The following is a 24,089-nucleotide window of genomic DNA, read 5'->3' on the forward strand; positions in this document are numbered from 1 at the left end:
TATGTATCGAATGCTTACAAGGCTTCAGCAATCGACTGATTTCGCGGTGTCCACGCGAAAGTCGACTTGAGTTTTTAGCAAATTTGCCGATACTTGGGGCATTCTTTAAAAACATTGGATTGATACATGTCTGACTTTAGCAATATTACAGTGACTCCAACTGAGGATGGCATGGTTAACCTACTGGTCGATGGTCAACCCATTTCAGCAAAATATGGCATGAAATTCGACCCGAGTATCGTGGACGATTTAAAAGGCTTAGATGCCGGTCAAAATGCAAAATTATTTGAACAATTTATTTTTTCGCATACTGACTTAAACTTTGAACATGCCTATTTCTATGTCACTTGCATTCAAAAGCAAGAAGCAGGCTATCAAGTGATCACTAACTTTGTTTATCGCATCATTGCGCAAGATCAAGCGCCGTTTGAGCATGTGATTACCAAACAAGGTGCAGCAATGACACCTGAAGATATTAATGAATTTATCCAAGCTCATATTCAAAAATCATTAACGGACTATACCGACCTGAAATACGCATACTAAGTACGTTCCAAGTGAAAAATTTATGTTTAAAAAGGGCCATATGATGCCCTTTTTTTTTCCTTGAAATTTAACAAGCTTTGATCAACAGACAGTTTCACCACCCCTCATTAATCGTATTTTTAAATCAATTTTATAATAATATTCGGTTTTTCATATTAAAAATAAAAGCATAGACTGCTGAGCATGACATAGACCGACGGCAAGGAGACCCAAATGGCTGATCAAAAACGTAAAATTGAAACCATTCGTTCAATTGAAAACTTACAACTGACTGAAAATTTGATCTCTGCAATGGACGATGCCGAGCAAGCTGAATCTGTCGCTCAAGCGATTTATTCACTCCAATGCCTCAATGAGCAGTGGTACTAAAACCCGAATTTACCCACCGTTTTCAGTCCAGTATCTCTACCCTATTTGCCCATCAAGACTTGATGGGCATTTTTGATCTTGCTTAAAATAGACCTCAAATTTGATCAAAGCTGAATTGCAAGGATAAAAGCACGCTTTATCGGGCCATCGTTTTCAAGATGGAAAGATTGTTCTCGGCGCCAAATTTATCGCATAATATCCGCAATCTCTTCGTTTTATTTAAAGAAATATTCATCTTTCTTCACAGTTTCTCTGCATTTAATGCGTACAGTAGTGATATTGAAGATAAATTACTCATGAGGGTTGAACATGAAAAAGATTTTGCCAATTTTGGCTCTTTCTTTCAGTGCTTTAATAGCAAGCAGCATCACGTCTGCAGCGCCTCACTTCAAGAACGATGAACGTGGCTTTGATGGCCCACGCGGCAATGCATATGGTCAAATGAAAAAAGATCGTGATTTCCGTGGTTATCAGGACGATGACGATCTTGAAGATCGACGCCGTATGCGTGAACAACGTGGAGTCAAACGTTTGCAACAACATAAATGGCAAACGGGCTATGTGATGCCACAGCATTATCGTGGTAATGGTTATAAAGTCGATTATAAAGACCATAACTTACCTAAACCATCGCGTAATCAGCAATGGTATAAAATCAATAATGACTACATATTGGTCAACTCAGATAGTAACAGTATTCTGAAAATTTTAGGTATGTAAGCCATTTTGAATTAAATTTCGCCATATTTTTTAAAGCCCAGATTAACTCTGGGTTTTTTTATGAGGTTTTTCAACATTTAACCGAAAAGCCTGATGCTGCCTAGCTTTCAGGTCATTTGCACACCTTCAAATTTCCTCCATACATTTCACAATTCAACTATATTACCCCCACGCTTTCTCTGAACTTTCTCGCTAATTTTGAATCATCGAAAAACAGATTAGAAATGTATAGAGGTGTCCCATGAACAAAATCGTATCGACTTTAGTTCTTTCAGTATCGGCTTTAATGGCAACGACAGCAGCAATCGCTGCACCAGACCATCGTCAAGATGACCGCCGTTACCATCCGTCATACCAACATCAAGATAACCGTTGGAACAATGACCACCGTCCGAGCAATTGGAATAACAACAACCGTTATGACAATAATCGCTACGACCGTAATGACTTTCGTCGTGTAAACCCAAGCCGTGATTGGCGTGTCGGTCAAAGCTTTCCACGTTATTTCGACTCAAGCCGCTACAAAGTGAGTGATCGTGAAGCACGCCGCTTACCGAACACCGGTCGTTATCAACAATGGTACAAAATCAATGGTGATTACGTGCTAGTCAATGATCGTACCGATCGCATCATTCGAATTAAGAATGGCTAATCATTCAACGATCTCTTGAGTCCCTTTCCCAACACCTGAACACTGTTCAGGTGTTTTTTTATATTTGCTTTCCGCTGTCATCTGTTTTTGTTTAGAATCATCCATAACAGAGCGAATAAACAGGCATAGGCATGCAAACGAATATCACTGAACCATCTTCCAGCACAACCTTACAGTATGTGCATTGGTTCCGTCATTCTGCACCCTATATTAATGCGCATCGCAACAAAACCTTTGTCATCATGTTTGATGGTGAAGCGCTGCAACATGAAAATTTTCAACACATTATTCATGATATTGCCTTATTACACTCACTTGGTATTCATCTAATTTTGGTGCATGGTGCTCGTCCGCAAATCAATCATAATTTACAAAGCAGCGGCATCAAGACACCATTTCATCATCACCGTCGCATCACCACTCGCGAATCCTTACCTGCGGTGATGAATGCCGTCGGTTCCATTCGTCTGCAAATTGAAGCCCTCCTGTCTATGGGTTTAGCCAACTCACCGATGTACGGCGCGCGTATTGATGTGGTCTCAGGCAATTTGGTCACGGCAAAACCGTATGGCATTCGTGACGGTATCGATTTTCAACTGTCTGGTGAAGTTCGTTCCGTCGATATCGATGCGATTCAACGTCATTTAGAGAGCCAAAATATTGTGGTGCTTGGGCCAACAGGTTATTCCACGACAGGTGAAGTGTTTAATTTATTGGCTGAAGAAGTTGCGACCAAAACCGCCATCAGCTTAAAAGCGGATAAGTTGATTTTCTTGGGCAAACAACATGGTTTGCACAATGAACATGGGCAGCTACAACGCGAAATTACGCCTCATCAACTTGATCAGCATATTTTGCAATATCAAGATTCTAACCCCGACATAGCCCTGCATTTAAGCGTTGCCAAAGATGCTTCCCTTCAAGGCGTACACCGTGTTCATCTCATTTCCTATGCTTATGATGGCGCATTGATCGAAGAATTGTTCACGCGTGACGGTTCTGGCACCATGATCACTGATGCGCATTATGAAGAAGTGCGTACTGCCGATATTCAAGATGTTGGCGGCTTAATCAATCTCTTACGTCCTCTCGAACAAGAAGGTATCTTGGTTTATCGCTCACGCGAACGTCTGGAAAATGAAATTGGACAATTTGCAGTGATTGAACGTGACGGTACGATTTTGGCCTGCGCTGCGTTATACCCGATTCCTGTCACAGGGAATGAAAAACGCTCTGCTGAAATCGCGTGCGTAGCTGTGCATCCAGGGTATCGAAAATCAAATCGCGGTAGCCAAATTTTGCATTATTTAGAAGAAAAAGCGCGAGATTTAGGTATCGAACAATTGTTTATTTTGACCACACGAACAGCGCATTGGTTCCTTGAACAAGGTTTTGAACAAGTCAGTGTCGATGACTTACCGAATGCCCGTCAGGCCTTATATAACTATCAAAGAAACTCATTGGTTTGTAAAAAGTCACTTTAAAGTGGCTTTTTTTATGCGCTGAATAGCATTATTTTGCATAAGGTTATGCCGAATCCCTTGGCATAACCCTTCAATCACTTTGCAAGCCACAGAATAACTATATCTGCCATTTAAATAACCATAATAAATAAAATAATTTCAACAACTTAAAATAATACCTCTGCACATTATATGTTTTTCTAAAATCATAATTTTTCATAAGTTTTGCTGATTTTTATTTATCTTTTTTCCTGATTTTAAATTTAAGTTTTCTTATTTTTTTCGAAAAAGAAAACTCTTTAGCTTATGTGTTCATAAATCAACAGTTCTGCAACTTTAGGCCTTTATAGGAGCAACACATGCGTACTCACAAAGCAAAACTTTGGACAAAAACACTTGTACTGTCTACAGCGGTTGTGGGTGGCATGATGATGTCGGGCTGTGGCAAAAAAGAGGCTGAAGAAAATGTCACCTTAAATATCGGCTTCCAAAAATATGGCTTATTGCCAATTTTAAAAGAACGCGGAACCTTAGAAACAGCCTTAAAAAGCCAAGGTGTAAATATCAAATGGGTCGAATTTCCTGCTGGTCCACAGTTGCTTGAAGGCCTGAATGTAGGCAGCGTGTCATTTGGTGAAGTCGGTGAAGCACCACCTATCTTTGCACAAGCCGCTCAAACCGACTTGGTTTACATTGCCAACCAACCTGCTGTTCCAAAAGCTGAAGCATTAATTGTGCAAAAAGATTCGGCTATTCACAGTATTCAGGATTTAAAAGGTAAACGCGTGGCCTTAAACAAAGGCTCAAACGTGCATTACCTCTTACTCAAGCTGTTGGAAGCCAATCAACTTAAGTTTAGCGACATCAATGTCGTGTATTTACCACCTGCCGATGCACGAGCTGCCTTTGAAAAAGGTGCAGTCGATGCGTGGGTAATTTGGGATCCGTTCCTTTCTGCCGCTGAGCATCAACTTAATGCTCGCACCATTGCCAATGGCGAAAACTTGGTGAAGAACTACCAGTTCTATTTGGCCGATCGTAAATTTGCTCAGGAAAATCCAAAAGTCCTGCAAGCTGTGGTGAATGAGTTGAATTTGACCACGCAATGGGTCTCAAAAAATCAAGATGAAGCGGCCAAGTTACTCGAAGGCAAAACAGGCTTAGGTCTAGATGTGCTTAAAACATCAATTTCACGCTTAGGCAATCAAGTGACGCCGATTACTACACAAGTGGCGCAAGAGCAGCAGCAAGTCGCTAATGCGTTTTATAACGAAAAATTAATTCCAAATAAATTAAATATTGAGTCGGCCATTATCAAATAAGCCGACTACAGCATAAGGGCGATGCCATGCGTATTCTAAGAACATTTTCCATACTGACTTTAGCCACTTTGGGCCTTGGACTCAGTGCCTGCCAAAAACAAGAAACAGCACAGCAGGATCGTGAAAAACCAACTGAAACAGCCGTAAAAACCTTGGTTATTGGTTTTCAAAAATCAGCCCTAAATTTGCTGGTTGCCCGTGAACAAAAGCTCTTTGAACAACAATTTCCCGGCGCTCAAATTGAGTGGAAGGAGTTCCCTGCTGGCCCACAAATGTTAGAAGCCCTTGCGGTCGGTGCGGTGGATTATGGCTATGTCGGCAACACCCCGCCTATTTTTGCCCAAGCTGCCAATAAAGACCTGAATTATATTGGCTATGAAGTGGTGCCTGAACAATCGCTCGCTGTCGTGATTCCAGCGGATAGCTCAATCAAAACCATTCAAGAATTACGTGGCAAACGCGTTGCTGTACAAAAAGGCTCGAGTGCGCATGAGTTATTAGCCAAAACTTTAGAAAAAGCCGGTTTGACTTGGAGCGATATCCAACCAATTTGGATTCCACCAGCAGATGCACGGGCCGCATTTGATAAAAAATCAATTGATGCATGGGCCATTTGGGACCCGTTTTTATCTGCAGCGGAGTTGGATGCTCAAGCTAAAGTGCTGATTCAATCCGGTGATTTTCCAAAAACCTATTCATTTTATGTGGCAAATCCAAAAGTCGTTCAAGCACACCCTGATGCCCCAGCTAAATTTTTAAAGGCCCTAGACGCTTCCGATCAGTGGATTGTGAAGAACCAAAATGTGGCTTTAGAGATTTATCAAAACAGCACTGGGCTGCAAAAGAATATTGCTGCGCAAGCCTTTTCTCGCCGATCAAAACCCTCTCCTGTGCGCTCACTGACACCTGAGGTCATACAAGCACAGCAAAATATTGCGGACTTATTTAAACAAGTCCAACTGATTCCAAACAACATTCAAGTCCAAAAGCAAGTTTGGACACCTTCATCACATTGATACCCGAGCCATCAAAAATACAAGGAACTGAACATGAAAATTTTCTGGTTTATCCCTACCCACGGTGACAGTCGCTACTTAGGAACAAGTAAAGGTGCACGCCAAGTCGATCATGCCTACATGAAGCAAATTGCAGTAGCGGTGGATAATCTTGGCTATGAAGGCGTTCTGATTCCGACAGGTCGTTCATGTGAAGATCCATGGCTTACAGCTGCAAGCTTGATTGATGCCACTAAAAATCTAAAATTTCTAGTCGCGCTACGCCCAGGAGTGACAACGCCTGCACTGACTGCACGTATGGCTGCAACATTTGACCGTTTATCTGGCGGTCGTATCTTACTGAATTTAGTTACAGGCGGTGATGAGCAAGAACTCAAGGGTGATGGTGTCTATGAAGATCACGCAACGCGTTACCAAACTGCCGCGGAATACACCACAATTTGGCGTGAAATTTTAACCCGTTCACATACTGGTGAAAGCTATACCTTCCATGGCGAACGTTTGAGTGTAGACGACGCCAAATTACTCTATCCACCGGTACAAAAACCTTATCCACCACTATGGTTTGGCGGTTCGTCAGAAGCTGCTGTTGAACTCGCGACAGATCAAGTTGACACCTATTTAACTTGGGGTGAGCCACCTGCTGCGGTAAAAGAAAAAATTGCAGTGGTGCGTGAAAAAGCCAAAGCCAAAGGACGTGAACTGAATTATGGCATTCGTTTACATGTCATTGTGCGCGAAACCAATGAAGAGGCATGGAAAGCAGCTGAAGAACTGATCCAATATGTCGACGATGCCACCATTGCAGCCGCGCAAGCCAAGTTCAAAACCATGGACTCTGTTGGTCAACGCCGTATGGCTGAACTGCACAACGGCGACCGTAGCAAATTAGAAGTATCGCCAAACTTATGGGCGGGTGTTGGCCTGGTTCGTGGTGGTGCAGGTACGGCACTCGTTGGTGATCCTGAAACGGTAGCCGCACGTATCCAAGAATATGCTGATCTAGGAATTAGCACCTTTATTTTCTCTGGTTACCCACACCTTGAAGAGTCGATCCGTTTCGCAGAATTGGTGTTCCCACTATTGCCATTGGAAACGCGTCAGAAATTGGTTCAACCTAACTTAACAGGCCCATTTGGTGAGATCGTCGCGAACAACTACACCCCAGATGAAAATAAAAAAGCTAAAAAGATTCAGGAGCCGGCCTAATGTCCAAAACTGTTTCTGTTGAAACCTTCAAAGCACCGAAGGTTTCACGTGGAACACAACTCGGGCAGCGTTTGCTGCCTTGGTTGTTTCCTATTGCATTAATTATTGTATGGCAAATTGCCTCTGTTACAGGGCTGTTAGAAAGTCGTATTTTGCCTGCGCCAAGTGCGGTGGTGGTGGCCTTTTGGAACTTACTGATCAGTGGTGAACTGTGGAAGCATGTCCAAATCAGTGCGGGTCGTGCTTTAGTTGGGCTTTTAGTTGGGGGTGGATTAGGTCTTTTTTTAGGGCTGCTAAATGGTTCATCCAAAACAGCATCGACGTTACTCGATACCACGCTGCAAATGATCCGTAATATTCCTGCTCTTGCTCTGATTCCATTGGTGATTTTATGGTTTGGGATCGATGAATCGGCCAAGCTTTTTTTAGTCGCTATTGGCGTATTCTTTCCCATTTATATCAATACCTATCATGGTATTCGCTCTGTAGATCCTCAACTGATTGAAATGGGCAAAAGCTACGGTTTGAGTGGCTGGCAACTGTATAAAGAAATCATTCTACCGGGGGCGATGCCGTCTATTTTAGTTGGTCTGCGTTTTTCACTCGGTCTCGTTTGGGTTCTGTTGATTGTGGCAGAAACCATTTCTGCACAAGCCGGCATCGGTTATATGACCATGAATGCACGCGAATTCCTGCAAACCGACATCGTCTTGGTCGGGATTTTATTGTATGCCCTACTCGGTAAATTGGCCGATGTACTGGCTGTTACCTTAGAAAAATATTTACTCCGTTGGCACTCGGGTTACCAAAAATAAGGAGCATATGATGACCGATTTAAGTATAAGCCGTCATGTAGACGACTCAACCCAACCTCAGCGTTCTTCTGTCGAGGATATCAACCCCCATGCGGTGTTGGGCGCAGAGATCCTGATCGAACAACTACACAAATTTTATGGCGATGTTAAAGTCCTTGAAGACCTTGACCTGCATATTCAACCCGGTGAATTCTTGGCGATTGTCGGTCGTAGTGGCTGTGGTAAAAGTACCCTGCTTCGCCTCATCGCCGACTTAGAAAAACCGAGTTATGGCGAAATTAAATTTAAGTCTGCTCGTCATATTCGTGAAGGCATCACCAGTGATGATATTCGTGTGATGTTCCAAGACCCTCGCCTCCTGCCTTGGCGCAGCATTAAAAAAAATGTGCAACTCGGTTTAAGTAAAGACCAACATGCCAATGCCACAGCACTCCTCGAAAAAGTCGGTTTAAAAGACAAAGCGGGGCTTTGGCCAACACAGCTATCAGGGGGGCAACGTCAACGTACGGCACTGGCACGTGCTTTGTCACATAAACCACGCATTTTGCTGCTAGATGAACCACTGGGTGCGCTCGATGCCTTAACACGTTTAGATATGCAGAATTTGATTGAAAAACTCTGGACTGAACAAGGGTTTACCGCGATTTTGGTCACGCATGATGTAAGTGAAGCCGTGCAGTTGGCAGACCGTATAATCTTGCTCGATAAAGGCCATATTGCCAAAGAATTTAGTGTCGATTTGCCCCGCCCACGAAAAAAAGGCATTGAATTTACTGAACTTGAACAACAAGTCTTACAAGCGGTCTTGGCCACTTAAGCTGTACTTGTGCAGGAAATCATCACTTAAACCGTGTGACTTCCTGTACTATTCAAGAACAATATCGCAACAAAACCATGTTTAGCATTGAGGGTAGATTTATCGCCTGTTGACAAATACATCACAAAAATTACGACAAATCATATAAACCCATAACTAAAAATAATGATTTATTTAAATTTCACCCTAAAATGATTATTTGAAATATTATGGCATTCGTCGTATTTATTTGACCGTTGAACAGAATAAACTGCCAAAATTCATAAAATTAAAAACGATGATTGTGCACAAATCTGTTGATTTGCCGTACAATTCAATATTCCCTTTTCATTTTCTTAAAAGAGCTAATGGAACAAAAAAAGAGTACCCAGAAACGCCACCAGTTGCTTAATGCAGCACTGGATGTCTTTTCCCTGTATGGCTTCAATGGCGCCAGCTTGGATGAGATCGCACAGATTGCAGAAATGCATAAATCGAATATTTTCTATTACTATGAAAATAAAGAAGCGCTTTATGTTGAAGTTCTGACAACGGTTCTACAAAAGTGGCTTGCTCCGCTACAAATGTTGGAAGCAGACCTTGAGCCTGAAGAAGCAATCACCAATTATCTATTGCAGAAAATTGAAGTATCACGTACGCAACCGAAAGCCTCACGTTTGTTCGCACTTGAAGTCATTCAGGGCGCACCACACATTCTTGAAATTTTAAAAGGCCCACTAAAAAAATTAGTGAAACGCAAAGCCAAAGTCATTAGCAACTGGCAAGAGCAAGGCAAAATTTCAAAAGATATTGATCCAGAACTTTTAATTCTGAACATTTGGGCAATTACGCAAAACTATGCTGACTTTGCAACCCAAATGGAAATGGTCACTGGAAAAACTTTACGTAATCGCAGTATGCAACAACGGATTATTCAACATACCGTTCATATGATGCTTTACGGTGTAATTCCACGCCCAGAAAAGTAAATTGAATTGGGTCGAATTGGCATACGACCATAGCATTCTATGGTCGCCGACCGAAATTAGCTGAATGCCTTATTTTACTGTTTGATATAATTCCAATAATTTCTTTGCGCCGAATAATAAATTTTCTTCCCAATCCAGATGTGCTGTGTCATTCGCACCATCGGTAATATATTTTACCGACACAAAGCGAACACCCAGTTTTTTACATACTTTAGCGATTGCGTAGCCTTCCATATCGACAAGATTACACGGTACTTTCGGCAGCCCAGTTTCAAAGCTGTCGCCTGTACCACAAATTCCTTTAGGCAAATGGCTAAACATGCTCTCTGGCTGAATTTCAGCAGGATGATCGGTATCCATCGGCGTCACCCCCACATCAAAACCCAAAGGCGATACATCCATATCCCGTTGTACAAATTGAGCTACTTCAACCAAAGCATGTGCATCAAAATGTGAACTTCCCGCAGTGCCCAAATTCAGCAAAGTATGACATCCGGTTTTTTGAATCACATCAAAGGCTTTAAATGCGGCATTGACTTTACCAATACCACTGTAATGCACTTCAATGCCTGCAGCTTCAAATAAGCCTTTAGATTCACTCGGCAGTGCCATAATTAAAGCGATTTGCTGACGCATAGCGGTCTCCTCAAATTGATGCCTTCATATAGCATACATTTGCACGTGCGCAGAAAAAATCATCTTCAAAAATCACATTGCTCAGAAAATAAATTCCTCACGCAGATTTGAATGTTATCAAATTTGAAATTGCATCGGACGTTTGCCAATAAATGACGGTGCCAATTGTTGGTCATGACGTAAGGCATCTAAAATCTTCTCTAAGGCAATATGCGCCATATCCCCTCGTACACTATGCGAATGGGTCATTGGCATATGCTCGATCCCAGCTCTTCGCGCTGACAAAATTTTAATGTCTTGTTTGTTGACCACCCAAGTATAGGCATTCACAGCCGGCATCAATGCCTTAGACAACAATTTTGGAATCGGAAATTTATAACTGACACAGGTATAAACCCGTGACTCATACGGCCCCACAGGGCTAATCAGACTATTAAACACCATACCCGACGGCTCTCCCCAATGGTATTCCACCAAGGTAATATTCGGTGCGATAAAACTGTCGCGGTGAACCTGTTCAGCACCATGCGGATTGGTCAGCCATGGCATCATGCCAACATCTGCATCATGGTCATGGTAGTCAACGACTACTTTGCGCGGCCCCACATCTATGGTGGCATCCACGGCTTTTCCCGACTCTGAACGAAACCAGCCTTCATGCACAAATATGGTATGAGTCACATCCATAATATTCTGTGCAACAGCGCCCATCTCGCCATCATAACTGCCGACCATGTAATAACTGACCCAGCCAGCTTGATCATAAAACGGTAATTTAAATATTTCTGGGCGTTCCTGTTTGGGCTTTTCACCGAGATAAATCCATACCACCCCATCTTGCTCACACACATCAAAACTACGCTGTTTAAAAGGATGCGGTTTTTCTGGAAAAAATTGTCCATTGACACTGGGAATATGCGCCACATGGCCATCACCCTGATACGACCAACCATGATATGGACATGTCACACAGCCATCAGTCATTTTACCCTGAGACAAAGGCACACCACGATGCACACATTGATCGAGCAATGCAGCGGCTGTTCCATCTTTTTGTCGGAACAGGACAATTTTTTTACCATACAGGGTGGCTGAAAAAGGTTGATCTTTTTTGAGTTCTTTAGAGGTACAAGCAACGTACCATTCTTCTAATAATCCTTTGGCATCATCCCAAAAACTGGTTTGATTACACATAATTCGATCCTTATTTTTATCTTTTTTGTTTTAATCCATAAGCCTTGCTCTAGCACCTACTACTACAAGCAAGTTTATATCTCGAAGCCAGTTGATCTCTCGAAAATACGCGCAAATTTTATACATGAATGTTTTGCTTGGATAGCAAAATAACGTAACTGCATCACACGCTTGCACAAGCTCTATATTTGTTTGCTGAAATCCGTCAAAGCCAACGCGCTATAGTTTTCTTCAACGGATTTACATTCACCCGACATCATTTAAGATGCGCGCTAAGCATCAAAATACGCTTTTAAACACGGAGAAAAAAATAAGCTACCGCGATAAAACCCTTGTATGGTTTTCAGCATCACCAATAACCAAAGCGCACAGAGCAAAACTGCAAAAAAGGTGCCGCACTGTTGGATAGCATTTAATTGCGTATGTTCCACCAAATGGATGACCGCCAAACTAAAAACGCCGAATGGAAATGTCATCGCCCACCACCCGAGATTAAAGGGTAAATCTCGCAAATGTTTTAGCGTGATGAGTATGGCGATTCCGAACCACCATATACCAAATCCGAGCAGAACAAGGGCTGCAAACACGCCGCCTTGAAGCAACACCTGTCCTAAATCAGCCAAGTCTACCGCTATCAAAATACGCGGGGCTTGCTCTCCCAAAAGTAACAGCGCTAAAGCCCCTGTCCCAATCGGTCCTAAGGCCAACCAACTGCTGATCGCCATATCCTTGCTTGGTAATTGATGTAAAGCCAGACGCAGCAACAAAATGCTTAAGATGGCAAATGCTGGAAATACTGAGATCCCCCAAAGCAAATAACTCCCCAGCAAAATATGGACAGCATGGGCCTGTGCAGGTAAATGCGCCAACAATAAACCGCCTGAACTGGCAGCCACCTCGCAAGCCACTATCGGCAATAACCATACTGCGGTCATGCCTTGCAGCGCATGTTGCTGACGACTAAACATCAGAAATGGGACACACCATGCAATCGCAATTGCCATCAACACATCGACATACCATAAATATTCAGCCCAAGTGATGATGCTCACGCCCAAAAATTCAGTGTACAGCGTGGTGCCAAATTTCAATGCGCCATTAATCAGGGTTGCCAGTGCCATGGGGATTGCCCCAAGAAATAAACTCATCACCGGATGTTGGAAAATCTGCTTGGCTTCTTGTGGGTATAAGATCCATCGGCTGAGATACATGCCACTAAACAATATGAACAACACGATACTGATCTGCCACAACCCTGCTCCGATGGACCACATCCACTGCGGCGCCAACGGTATAGATGGTAAAATGAGGGCCACCACACCTGTGCCCATCACCACCGTAAACCAGTTTGGGGTGAAATGACGAATCAAGTCTTGTTTATGCTGGAGTTGATAAAATGGCATTTTCATCGCATGATGCTCATCAAAATGGAATGTCTATAGTTTAAGCACACCATTAAATAAGAAAAATTGATTAATATTTATTTTTATAATTTATTTTACTGATAATAAATTCATCTCTGCATAAAAAAACTTGAGTAAAAACACAACAACAAGACGAACGCAGAAGATTATGGCAATATATAGCCCTCAAACATTTTCAACAATTGATTCGCCCATGAAGCTGCTCCGTCTGAATGCTTTAGCGCCCCACTTAGAACTCCCCAAAACTGCCGTGACCATTGGCAATTTTGATGGCGTACATTTGGGTCATCAAGCGATGGTCAGCCAGCTCAAAGACATAGCACAGCAACAAAACTTAAAAACAGCTGTGATGATTTTTGAGCCACAACCGCTTGAATTCTTTAAAGCTTATGATGCACCGCCTCGAATCAGTTCACTACGTGAAAAAGTCGAATATTTAACTGGACTGGGCGTCGACTATATTGTGGTGGCGAAATTTGACAATGCCTTTCGTAATCTCAGCGCCGAAGAATTTGCCGATATTTTAAAAAATAAACTCAATACACAAAGTTTAGTTTTGGGCGAAGATCATCACTTTGGCAAAAACCGTCAAGGCAATAGCGAATTTTTACGCCAATACGGCTTCCAAGTCACAGCCCTGCAGAATGTCGAAGTCGATGGCGAACGTGTCAGTTCGACACTGGTTCGTCAGACTTTACAAGCAGGTGACCTTGCCCATGCCGCAAAACTTTTAGGTCGTCCTTATAGCATCACCGGTCGTGTGCAATATGGCGATCAAATCGGTCGCACGATTAATTTTCCTACCATTAATGTGCGTTTAAACCGTCATAAACCTTGTTTAAATGGCATTTATGCAGTCGATGTCATTTGTGAAACCGAATCTTTAACAGATAAAGTAAAAAGCGAAAATGCTGACAAATTAGGGGTTGCAGGTTATGCACCCTCTGCCCTGTTTGGTGCAGGGCATGTTGGTACGCGTCCCGCGATTAAACAGGAACATCCTGAATGGCGATTAGAAGTACATTTTCCTGATGTTTCTGCTAATCTGTATGGCCTGTTAATGCGGGTGACGTTCTTGAACTTTTTACATGGCGAAAAGGACTACCCTTCGCTTGAAGCATTGAAAGCAGGAATTGATGACGACGTCGAAAAGCTCCTTGAGTTTCGAGGTCAGCACCCTCATTTCCCCTTTTAAACCCCGATTATTTATTGTAAAACGCGTCAGTCAACGGGCTGATAAATTTGGAAGACAACTTGCATGAGCGATAAGCAAACTCCTGAAAATGCAGTGGATTATAAAGCCACGCTAAACCTCCCAGGTACTGAATTTGCGATGAAAGCAAATCTCGCAGTACGTGAAGCGAAATGGTTAGAAGAGTGGTATGCCGACAACATTTATCAGCAGATTCGTGCATCGCGTATTGGCAAGAAAAAATATGTGCTTCATGACGGCCCTCCATACGCAAATGGCCAAATTCACTTAGGCCATGCGGTGAATAAAGTCCTCAAAGACATCATCATCAAAAGCCGTGTAATGGACGGTTTTGACGCACCGTATGTACCAGGCTGGGACTGTCACGGTCTTCCAATCGAACTGAAAGTTGAAGAAAAAGTCGGTAAAGTCGGCGTAAAAGTAGATGCCTCAACTTTCCGTAAAGCCTGCCGTGAATATGCTTACACCCAAGTCGAATTACAGAAAAAAGACTTCGTGCGTATGGGCGTATTTGGTGATTGGGACAATCCTTACCTCACCATGAACTTCAAACAAGAAGCCGACATCGTTCGTTCGCTCGGTGAAATTGCCAAAGCAGGCCATATTGAGCCGGGTCTTAAACCAGTCAACTGGTGTTTGGACTGTGGTTCTGCCTTAGCTGAAGCTGAAGTAGAATACGAAGACAAAAAATCAGATGCGATTGACGTTGGTTTTAGCGTTGTTGATTTGGCTGATTTATCTGCACGCCTAGGTGTTACAGTTAGCGATTCTACAGATATCGTAATCTGGACAACCACGCCTTGGACTATGCCTGCCAACCAAGCGGTTGCTCTACATGCTGAGCTTGAATACCAATTGGTGAAAGCAACTGGCGAAGACAAAGCAGCGCAAAACTTCATCCTTGCAAAATCATTGGTTGAATCTGCAACGCAGCGTTATGGCTTTAACGCAGTTGAAGTGATTGCTGAGTTTGCTGGTGAAAAACTTGAAAACCTAGTACTACAACATCCGTTAATTGCTGAACGCCAAGTACCAGTAATCTTAGGTGAGCATGTCACAGACGGCAGTGGTACAGGTGCTGTACATACCGCGCCAGGCCATGGTGTGGACGACTATAAAGTTGGCTTACAGTACAACCTGAAAGTTGACAATCCTGTCGGCGGCAACGGTGTATATTTACCGACTGCACCAATTTTTGCAGGCGAACACATCTACAAAGCCAATCCAAAAATCATTGCCGCCTTAACCGAAGCAGGCAAACTTTGGGCACATGTGGTGATCAAACATAGCTATCCACATTGCTGGCGCCATAAAACACCGATTATCTTCCGTGCAACACCGCAATGGTTCATCAGCATGGATGCAAAAGGTTTACGCCAAGGTGCATTGAACGCGATTGAAAATGACATCAGCTTCGTACCAGATTGGGGTAAAAACCGTATCCAATCGATGATTGAAGGTCGTCCAGACTGGTGTATCTCACGTCAACGTACATGGGGCGTGCCAATTCCATTCTTCGTGCATAAAGATACTAACGAACTTCACCCGCGTACGCCTGAGCTGATCGAAGAAGTGGCGAAGCTGATTGAACAAGAAGGTATTGACGGTTGGTATAACCGTGATGCGTCTGAGTTTATCGGTGCAGATGCAGAGCAATACAATGCAGTTCGTGACACTCTAGACGTTTGGTTTGACTCTGGAACAACACACTTTGCAGTACTCCGTGAACGTGAAGAATTGCAAGACCCTGCTGACTTGTACCTTGAAGGTTCTGACCAACATCGTGGCTGGTTCCAGTCTTCATTGTTGACGTCTATGGCGATTAATAATCGCGCACCGTACAAAGGCTTATTGACTCACGGCTTCGTTGTGGACGAAAAAGGCCGCAAAATGTCGAAGTCGATCGGTAACGTGATCACTCCACAAGACATCATCAAAGACATGGGTGCAGATGGCCTACGTTTCTGGATCGCGTCTGCAGACTACCGTTATGAAATGACTGCGGGTAAAGAAATCTTTAGCCGTGCATCAGATGGTTACCGCCGTATCCGTAACACGTTGCGTTTCTTGTTGGCTAACTTGAATGGCTTCAAACCATCGACGGATGCTTTGCCTGTTGATCAATTGATCGCGCTTGATCAATACATCTTGCAACGTGCGGCGGAAGTACAGAAAACCATTCAGCAAGCCTATGAAGATATGAACTTCCATATCGTGACCAGCGCATTGACCAACTTCTGTATTAATGACTTGGGTGGTTTCTATTTAGACATCATCAAAGACCGTCAGTACACCACCAAAGCGGACTCTCAAGCGCGTCATTCGGCACAAACTGCGTTGTATCACTTGGTACAAGCTTTCGTACGTTGGATGGCACCAATCTTGACCTTCACTGCACAAGAAGCTTGGCCGTTAATTCCAGAGCAATCTGAGAAATATGTATTTACTGCGGAGTGGTATGACATTCCTGTAGCCTCTACAGCAAATTTAGTGACTGAAGCTGAATGGCAAACCTTGATCACCGTTAAATCTGCAGTGAACAAGTTTATTGAAGCTGCACGTACTGCAAAAACTGTGGGTTCAAACTTGTCTGCTAAAGTTGAACTTTGGGCCAATGCTGAGCTGAAAGCTGTTTTAGACAAATTCGGTGAAGAACTGCGTTTTGTCCTCATCACTTCTCAAGTGATTGTCAATGAGTTTGATGCAGCGCAAGGTGAAGCCTCTGACCTTGACGGTTTAAATGTCAAAGTCTCTGCTGCTGATGGTGAAAAATGTGCACGCTGCTGGCATGTCCTGCCAGATGTGAATACACATCACGAACATCCAGGTCTTTGTTCTCGTTGTATTATTAACCTTCCTACAGGTCAAGGCGAAGAGAGAAAATATGCCTAATCCACAAGAAAAAAAGGGCTTCTTTCAATTCTACCCACACAATTTAGTGTGGGTGGGCTTATCCATTGTTGCCATTATTTTAGATCAATGGACCAAATGGATTGCAAGTACACATCTGAACTACGCAGATCCTGTACCTGTCATGCCCTTTTTAAATTGGACATTACTACATAACTATGGCGCTGCCTTTAGTTTCTTGTCCGATGCCGGTGGATGGCAACGTTATTTCTTTACTTCACTCGCAGGACTTGTGTCTGTCATTTTTGTATTTTGGCTCATGCGTATGCCAAAAAACGTGAAAGTTTTACCACTTGCGATTGCCCTCATTTTAGGCGGCGCAATCGGTAACTTAATTGACCGTGTATCTTTAGGTTATGTGGTGGATTTCATTCACGTGTATTACAACAACAGCCACTTTCCTGCATTTAATATTGCAGACAGTGCCATTACTTTAGGCACGATTCTGCTTCTTATCGATACGTTTTTCTTAGAAAAACACCGAATTCAACGTGCGGAAGCGCAAAATGACTGATTTTATCAATCCTAACGAGGAAACTCGTATTGAAGAAGGCTCTAAAGTAGACCTTCACTTTTCTGTTGCTATTGAAAATGGCGTAGAAATTGACAATACCCGTAGCCGTGCTGAACCTGTCAGCCTTGTCATGGGTGATGGCAGCTTATTACCGGGTTTTGAGAAAGCTTTATTCGGTTTACGTGCAGGTGACCGCCGTACCGTGAGCCTTCCTCCTGAAGATGCTTTTGGTCCATGGAACCCAGAAAACGTACAAAAATTTGATACCGTCAAATTTGAGCAACGTCCTGTTGAAGGCCATATGATTGAGTTTGAAGATAAAGCCAAACAAAGTCTGTATGGAGTAATCAAAACCGTAGGTGAAGACATTACCGAAGTGGATTTCAACCACCCTCTAGCTGGTAAAAATATCACCTTTGAAGTTGAAATTTTCAAAGTGACCCCTGCCGGTCAACAAGGCGTGAAACTGATCTAAGTTTCAGCAAATAAAAAGCTCCTTCGGGAGCTTTTTTTATCACTATTTTTATAATTATCAATCGACTCGATACATTTTCTGTATATGCAACGGACCGTTTTCATATTAATTTAATGCAAGACTTTAAAACAAGACAGGAAATACGATGAAACTTCATATTATTGTCGGCAGTGTCCGCGAAGGCCGTACGGCAATTAAGATTGCCAACTGGCTACTTTCAGAAATCGAAAGCTATGACTACAGTACCGTAGAAACTGAAATTGTCGATTTAAAAGAATGGGATCTGCCTATTTTTGCAGGCGCACATCCACCATTAACCGGGATTTATGACCAACCCAAACAACAAGCATGGGCAGATAAAATCGCGCAAGGTGACGCATTTATTTTCATTAGCCCTGAATATAACCACGGCTACAGCCCTGCGCTCAAAAATGCATTGGATTACCTCGGTAAAGAATGGGCCGGAAAACCTGCAGCATACGTTAGCTATGGTGGCACCAATGGTTCACGTTCGATTGATCAAATTCGCCAAGTGGCAACCCAATTGGGCTTAATTGACAGTAATGCTGTGGTTGAAATTCGTGACATTTTCACGCGCAATCAAACAGATAAATTCGAACCGAATGATTTTGACAACAAAGCGGTTAAGGGGATTTTCAAAAAATTACTGCAATATGTGAGTACTTAATTCTTGCCGTTCGCGTGATAGATGCCGCCTTTTGTAGGTTCAGGCTTAGATTATTTTCAGCAGATGGCAGCTATACGCCATGCATCATCCACGATAAAGTTAAAGCATACAGACACAGGAAGTTTCTAGAATAAAAAGGATGGAACATGCAGGAAGCGATTGATTTGACAGGAGTTGAATCTTAGCAATATACGAAAAAGCCCCAACAGGACGTTGGGGCTTTTTCATTTCGTTCTGTATGCTTAATCATAATGAAGCCCACCTAGGTAGGCTCCTTCTAATCATTGCGATATAGAATATTATCTTGCTTTCGACACATCCACAATTAATCGTGTTGCCAAATACAAACGCGGAATAATACTGTCTTTTAAAATATATTCTGCATTGCTTGAGTGAGCCCCATCTCCTGATAATCCCATTCCCTCAATTACAGCAGCTTTCGACTTTACTCCAGCAAAAGCAGCATCAGTACCGCCTCCTGTTGGAGTCAAAGAAACAGTCAATGGAATGTTTAACTCATTTTTATAGATGTCTTGCGCTTTTTCAGCTAACTTTTTAGAGGCATCATTTACAGCCAACGGTGGACGGCGGACTTCAAATTTCACACTGACTTGGCTATCTGATAACTTTTTATTTTTGATTTTCTCATTTAACGTTTTTTCCACGGCCTCAAAGTCTTGGACACGTAGTGCTCTGACATCCGCCTGTGCAGCAGCATGTTCTGGAATGACATTGCGTGTTTTACCCGCTTCCGCCACAGTCCAATTCAGCTTTAACCCAGTGTTAGGATCAGATAGATTTTGCATTTGTGCGATTTGGTGAGAGAGCTCAGTGAGTGCATTCACCCCTGCCTCAGGTTTCACACCGGCATGTGAAGATTTTCCTTTAATTTCTAAATAGGCTGCGCCAATGCCACTGGTTGCCAGACGTAAGTTACCATCTTTACCGCCCCCTTCAAAAGACAACACCACATCCTGATCTTGTGCTGTTTCTGTAATCAACTTACGTGAGGCAGGTGAGCTGATTTCCTCATCTGAATTCATCAAAACAGTGATCGTGCCATAGTCTTTATAATTCAATTTTTTAAGGGTATTCAAAACATGCAAAATCGCAGCTACCCCTTGTTTATCATCAATGATACCTAAGCCATAGACCTGATTACCGTCAATTTTAAACGGTTGTTTTTTAAGCATTCCCCGTTCATAAACCGTATCCATATGCGCGATCATCATGATTTTACTTTTACCTTGACCTTTCAATACCCCTTTAACTATTGGTCCCATTTTCTCAGGTGTATCGTCCATGCGATAAATATCTGTACTTTCGATCACACTCACTTCAGCACCGACATTCTTCAACTGATCTGCCACCACTTTGGCCATTTGATTCAGGCCTTCAAGATCCTTACTGCCGGATTCAATATTGACCAAGGTTTTCAAGGTCTCTAAATAACTTTGCTTTTGACTTTCCGCAATTTGCATAATCTCTTGTGGAGATGCTGCCCAACTTGCTGAAGCACTAAGCGCAATGACGCAGCCTAATGCGAGCTGAAGTTTTGATGTCGTCCGTTGTTGTGTAAGTGTTCTTAGCATCGATCTTATTCCCTGTATATTTTTCATTATGAATTTTTAATGTCTGATAAATTAGTTCACCATTCAACAAATTAATCGCAAAAATATGTAACACCGCTGATGAAGATTTTAATCTCATCAAAACCAGCTTCCTGCTGTTTTAAAACAGGTTTAGATTGATTTGGGTCAATAGTTCTATAGGTCGATAGCCTTAATGCTGTGCAATACATTGACGCGACGGACAGAATGATAATTTAGGTGTTGTACGTTTTGGCTTACATCAGATGCGGATAATAGACACTATTCACGTTATTGGATTACTTTTATATTAAGGTCATACAGCGACAGGATGTCACTGAACATAAAACAACAATGATAAGACAATGAGCAGGAAGCTTACGGTAGGACAGGAGTTATACCGCTAGAATGAATCCGAAAAAGCCCCGACAGGATGTCGGGGCTTTTTTCATTTCAAATGCTACATAAGAATAGCTCTAACATGAGCCACAACCAAACTCAGGGCAATGGCTCATTAGATCTCACCCAATCGGATACGATTACTTTTTAGAACTCTCCACAATTAAACGCGTCACCAAGTACAAACGCGGTACGATAGAATCTGTCAAAATATATTCAGCTTTATCTGAATGTAATCCATCACCTGACATGCCTAGTCCCTCAATGATCGCGGCTTTCGAACTAACCCCAGCAAAAGCGGCATCAGTACCACCACCCCAAGCGGTCGTTTCAACTTTCATCGGCAGCTTTAATTCGTTTGTGTAAATTTGCTGGGCTGTGGCGGCCAATTTTTTGGCTTGTGGACTGGCTTCTAAAGGTGGTCGACGGACTTCAAATTTGACCTCGACCTGACTTTCCGCCAATTTTTTGGTTTTGACTTTTTGCTTCAAGGTTTTTTCCAACTCAGCAAAATCTTGTGGTTTTAAGGAACGAGCATCTGCCTGCGCTGTCGCATGGTCAGGAATCACATTTCGGGTTTTTCCAGCCGTCGCAACAGTCCAATTCAGCTTTAAACCCGTTTTCGGATTGGATAGATTTTCTAATTGTTGAATCTGAAAAGCCAGTTCTGTCAAGGCATTGACCCCTGCTTCAGGTTTTACCCCCGCATGCGAACCCCGCCCTTTAATATCTAAATAAGCCGCACCAATCCCACTAGTGGCTAACATCAAACTTCCCTCTAAACCACCGGTTTCAAAGGAGAGGACAACGTCCTGATTTTGAGCTGTATCCATAATCAATTGGCGCGAGCCGGGTGAACTGATTTCTTCATCTGAATTAATTAACACCGTAATGGTGCCGTAATCTTGGTACTTCAGCTGTTTCAGCATATCCAAGACATGAATCACTGCAGCAACACCTTGCTTGTCGTCCAAAATACCTAAACCATAGGCTTTATTACCATCTATACGAAACGGTTGACCTTGTAATTGGCCCTTTTGATACACCGTATCATTATGTGCCAACAACATAATGTTCGTTTTACCTTTGCCTTTCAGTACCGCTTTTACAATCGGCCCTGTCTGATCTGGCGCACCATCGAGTTTCATGATGTCTTTGGGCTGAATCACGTTCACCTCAGCCCCTGTGGCTTTTAATTGCTCTGCGACCACCTTAGCAATTTGATTCAAACCCTCAATATCTTTACTGCCGGATTCAATATTGACCAAGGTTTTCAAGGTCTCTAAATAACTTTGCTTTTGACTTTCCGCAATTTGCATAATCTCTTGTGGAGATGCTGCCCAACTTGCTGAAGCACTAAGCGCAATGACGCAGCCTAATGCGAGCTGAAGTTTTGATGTCGTCCGTTGTTGTGTAAGTGTTCTTAGCATCGATCTTATTCCCTGTATATTTTTCATTATGAATTTTTAATGTCTGATAAATTAGTTCACCATTCAACCAATTAATCGCAAAAATATGTAACACCGCTGATGAAGATTTTAATCATATCAAAACCAGCTTCCTGCTGTTTTAAAAGCGGTTTAGATCTATATGGATGCATTGATCTAACGATCGAGAGCCTAGTTGCTATGCAATGCCTTGAAGAAACGGACAGAATGATAATTTAGGTGTTGTACGTTTTGGCTTACATCAGATGCGGATAATAGACACTATTCACGTTATTGGATTACTTTTATATTAAGGTCATACAGCGACAGGATGTCACTGAACATAAAACAACAATGATAAGACAATGAGCAGGAAGCTTAACGGTAGGACAGGAGTTATACCGTAGAATGAATCCGAAAAAGCCCCGACAGGATGTCGAGGGCTTTTTTCATGTCGTCATTCATTCAGCGATCGCACTCTATTCGTCGAAAAATCGCAATTTATCAACAATACTTACATCGCAACAGTAAAACTGTACTTATAATCGGCAGAGAATTTAGACAGAATAACGGCTGCGAGTTCAGCAGCTCGAACTGTCAGCGCTTAGGGATTAGGCGACAACAATAAAAATTGAATTAAAAAATTAGAGAATGACCTATGCAATTGCAACAGCAACAACTGAATAGTTTTACCCGCATTTTTCATGCCTCTCCAGAACACAATAGCCCGCAAGATCTTGCACAATATATTGGTGCGCATCGACAAGAGCTTTTACAACAAATCCATGAAAATGGCATCTTGCTGTTCCGTGGTTTTAACATCGAGCAACCCGAACAATTTAACCAACTGATTGAACAATATTTTCAGTTTACGCCATGGAATGCATTTAACCCCAATATGCCGAGCTGGGTTGCATCATGGATGCGAAAATACAGCGAGAAATTGCTCGGCGCAGGCGACTACCGTCGTTATATCGATCGCAACACAGTGCAATTGGGTCCAGTCGAAAACTCGGTACAAGGCCCGCATGTTGAAGGCGGCGTGCGCTCAGAACGCTCGCGTTATATCGCCTTATTTTGTCAGGAACCATCGACGTATTTAGCAGAAACAGGATTTAATAACTTAGAGCAAATTTGGGAGAATTTTCCGAAACATCTACAGGAAAAATATCTCGGCGCATGGAACCATTTTTCTTATGTCTCGGCGAGCGAGGTGGGATTATTTGATCGGTTATTGCTGAAAAAGAGCCCGTTTAGTTTAGAGATTCGACAAGATAAAAAAGCCAAACTGACCTTGCAGCGTTCGCCACTGGTGATTCATCACCCTGATACAAAAAAGCATGTGATTCAGCCGTGGGCTTTTGCCAATAATACCAATCCATTTGCCCATCAGGCGGCCAAAAATTGCTTTGAAAATCGCGGGGAGATTGAAATCGATTCAACGGCGAACGGCATGCAATTGACATGGGAAATTTACACGCCAGAAGGTCAACAAATTGAATGGAACGATGCCGAAAAGCAGCAATTTTTTGATGCGATGTATAAAGATGCCCTGCTTTTAAAGTGGTATAAAGGCGATGTTGCTATTGTGGATAATATTAAAATTGCGCATTGGCGGATGAATGGAGAACAAGGAAATCGTAAATTAATTCAAATTCAAGCCAATGCATTTAATGCCGATGAGCACTATGCGGCTTAGCTGACGTATTTAAAATTCGTGCAG

At 42.6% G+C, this 24,089-nt stretch carries 22 protein-coding genes; 17 read left to right on the forward strand and 5 right to left on the reverse strand.

Annotated features, from left to right (window positions below):
- Positions 1-126: 126 nt before the first annotated feature.
- The 11 genes from FTU80_RS05730 to FTU80_RS05780 all read left to right on the forward strand — a co-directional run bounded on the left by FTU80_RS05730 (position 127) and on the right by FTU80_RS05780 (position 9,897).
- Complete coding sequence (locus tag FTU80_RS05730) at positions 127-546, forward strand: hypothetical protein (RefSeq protein ID WP_180084470.1); 420 nt, start codon at positions 127-129, stop codon at positions 544-546.
- A gap of 213 nt (positions 547-759) precedes the next feature.
- Complete coding sequence (locus tag FTU80_RS05735; RefSeq protein WP_180063058.1) at positions 760-915, forward strand: hypothetical protein; 156 nt, start codon at positions 760-762, stop codon at positions 913-915.
- A 309-nt stretch (positions 916-1,224) separates the two neighbouring features.
- Positions 1,225-1,635 carry an RcnB family protein gene (locus FTU80_RS05740; protein ID WP_180008591.1) on the forward strand — a complete coding sequence of 137 codons (411 nt, stop codon included), beginning with the start codon at positions 1,225-1,227 and terminating at the stop codon, positions 1,633-1,635.
- 241 nt (positions 1,636-1,876) lie between these two features.
- Positions 1,877-2,287, forward strand: a complete 411-nt coding sequence (locus FTU80_RS05745; RefSeq protein WP_180084471.1) for an RcnB family protein — start codon at positions 1,877-1,879, stop codon at positions 2,285-2,287.
- 131 nt (positions 2,288-2,418) lie between these two features.
- Positions 2,419-3,771: an amino-acid N-acetyltransferase gene (gene argA / locus FTU80_RS05750; RefSeq protein WP_180084472.1), complete on the forward strand. Its 1,353-nt coding sequence runs from the start codon at positions 2,419-2,421 to the stop codon at positions 3,769-3,771.
- A gap of 338 nt (positions 3,772-4,109) precedes the next feature.
- Positions 4,110-5,072 (forward strand): sulfonate ABC transporter substrate-binding protein, encoded by a 963-nt coding sequence (locus FTU80_RS05755; RefSeq protein ID WP_180084473.1) that lies wholly within the window; start codon positions 4,110-4,112, stop codon positions 5,070-5,072.
- A 26-nt stretch (positions 5,073-5,098) separates the two neighbouring features.
- Positions 5,099-6,088 (forward strand): aliphatic sulfonate ABC transporter substrate-binding protein, encoded by a 990-nt coding sequence (locus FTU80_RS05760; RefSeq protein ID WP_180084474.1) that lies wholly within the window; start codon positions 5,099-5,101, stop codon positions 6,086-6,088.
- A gap of 33 nt (positions 6,089-6,121) precedes the next feature.
- Positions 6,122-7,297: an FMNH2-dependent alkanesulfonate monooxygenase gene (gene ssuD / locus FTU80_RS05765; RefSeq protein WP_180084475.1), complete on the forward strand. Its 1,176-nt coding sequence runs from the start codon at positions 6,122-6,124 to the stop codon at positions 7,295-7,297.
- Complete coding sequence (gene ssuC, locus FTU80_RS05770; RefSeq protein ID WP_180084476.1) at positions 7,297-8,112, forward strand: aliphatic sulfonate ABC transporter permease SsuC; 816 nt, start codon at positions 7,297-7,299, stop codon at positions 8,110-8,112. The genes ssuD and ssuC overlap by 1 nt, the downstream gene beginning before the upstream one ends.
- 10 nt (positions 8,113-8,122) lie before the next feature.
- The gene (locus tag FTU80_RS05775) at positions 8,123-8,929 is read left to right on the forward strand and encodes an ABC transporter ATP-binding protein (RefSeq protein WP_180084477.1); all 807 of its coding nucleotides are present in this window, start codon (positions 8,123-8,125) and stop codon (positions 8,927-8,929) included.
- A gap of 347 nt (positions 8,930-9,276) precedes the next feature.
- Entirely contained in the window at positions 9,277-9,897 is a 621-nt protein-coding gene (locus FTU80_RS05780) for a TetR/AcrR family transcriptional regulator (protein ID WP_078190649.1), read from the forward strand.
- Positions 9,898-9,966: 69 nt separating this feature from the next.
- On the opposite strand, the gene FTU80_RS05785 is transcribed toward FTU80_RS05780, so the two are convergent.
- The 3 genes from FTU80_RS05785 to FTU80_RS05795 all read right to left on the reverse strand — a co-directional run bounded on the left by FTU80_RS05785 (position 9,967) and on the right by FTU80_RS05795 (position 13,136).
- Positions 9,967-10,533 carry a 5'-nucleosidase gene (locus FTU80_RS05785; protein ID WP_078190650.1) on the reverse strand — a complete coding sequence of 189 codons (567 nt, stop codon included), beginning with the start codon at positions 10,531-10,533 and terminating at the stop codon, positions 9,967-9,969.
- A gap of 117 nt (positions 10,534-10,650) precedes the next feature.
- Complete coding sequence (locus tag FTU80_RS05790; RefSeq protein WP_078193281.1) at positions 10,651-11,727, reverse strand: aromatic ring-hydroxylating dioxygenase subunit alpha; 1,077 nt, start codon at positions 11,725-11,727, stop codon at positions 10,651-10,653.
- Positions 11,728-11,999: 272 nt separating this feature from the next.
- On the reverse strand, positions 12,000-13,136 hold the full coding sequence (locus tag FTU80_RS05795; protein ID WP_180084478.1) for a TDT family transporter: 1,137 nt from the start codon (positions 13,134-13,136) through the stop codon (positions 12,000-12,002).
- 208 nt (positions 13,137-13,344) lie between these two features.
- Between FTU80_RS05795 and ribF the strand changes: the two genes are divergently transcribed.
- The 5 genes from ribF to FTU80_RS05820 all read left to right on the forward strand — a co-directional run bounded on the left by ribF (position 13,345) and on the right by FTU80_RS05820 (position 18,951).
- The gene (ribF, locus tag FTU80_RS05800) at positions 13,345-14,346 is read left to right on the forward strand and encodes a riboflavin biosynthesis protein RibF (protein ID WP_180009565.1); all 1,002 of its coding nucleotides are present in this window, start codon (positions 13,345-13,347) and stop codon (positions 14,344-14,346) included.
- Positions 14,347-14,409: 63 nt separating this feature from the next.
- Positions 14,410-17,256, forward strand: a complete 2,847-nt coding sequence (gene ileS, locus FTU80_RS05805; RefSeq protein WP_180084479.1) for an isoleucine--tRNA ligase — start codon at positions 14,410-14,412, stop codon at positions 17,254-17,256.
- Complete coding sequence (gene lspA / locus FTU80_RS05810; RefSeq protein ID WP_180084480.1) at positions 17,249-17,788, forward strand: signal peptidase II; 540 nt, start codon at positions 17,249-17,251, stop codon at positions 17,786-17,788. Before ileS ends, lspA begins: the two co-directional genes overlap by 8 nt.
- The gene (locus FTU80_RS05815; RefSeq protein ID WP_078190656.1) at positions 17,781-18,263 is read left to right on the forward strand and encodes a peptidylprolyl isomerase; all 483 of its coding nucleotides are present in this window, start codon (positions 17,781-17,783) and stop codon (positions 18,261-18,263) included. The genes lspA and FTU80_RS05815 overlap by 8 nt, the downstream gene beginning before the upstream one ends.
- Positions 18,264-18,408: 145 nt before the next feature.
- Positions 18,409-18,951: an NADPH-dependent FMN reductase gene (locus FTU80_RS05820; RefSeq protein WP_180084481.1), complete on the forward strand. Its 543-nt coding sequence runs from the start codon at positions 18,409-18,411 to the stop codon at positions 18,949-18,951.
- Between the two features lie 299 nt (positions 18,952-19,250).
- Here the strand turns inward: FTU80_RS05820 and FTU80_RS05825 are convergent, their stop codons facing one another.
- Together FTU80_RS05825 and FTU80_RS05830 are read right to left on the reverse strand one after the other, a co-directional pair.
- On the reverse strand, positions 19,251-20,543 hold the full coding sequence (locus tag FTU80_RS05825; RefSeq protein ID WP_180084482.1) for a glutamate carboxypeptidase: 1,293 nt from the start codon (positions 20,541-20,543) through the stop codon (positions 19,251-19,253).
- Between the two features lie 536 nt (positions 20,544-21,079).
- Entirely contained in the window at positions 21,080-22,369 is a 1,290-nt protein-coding gene (locus tag FTU80_RS05830) for a glutamate carboxypeptidase (RefSeq protein ID WP_180084483.1), read from the reverse strand.
- A 655-nt stretch (positions 22,370-23,024) separates the two neighbouring features.
- Between FTU80_RS05830 and FTU80_RS05835 the strand changes: the two genes are divergently transcribed.
- A complete protein-coding gene (locus tag FTU80_RS05835) occupies positions 23,025-24,065 on the forward strand; it encodes a TauD/TfdA family dioxygenase (protein ID WP_180084484.1) in 1,041 nt (346 codons plus the stop codon).
- Positions 24,066-24,089 lie beyond the last annotated feature (24 nt).

The organism is Acinetobacter sp. YH12145, from assembly GCF_013418335.1.
GTDB classification, from domain to species: domain Bacteria; phylum Pseudomonadota; class Gammaproteobacteria; order Pseudomonadales; family Moraxellaceae; genus Acinetobacter; species Acinetobacter amyesii.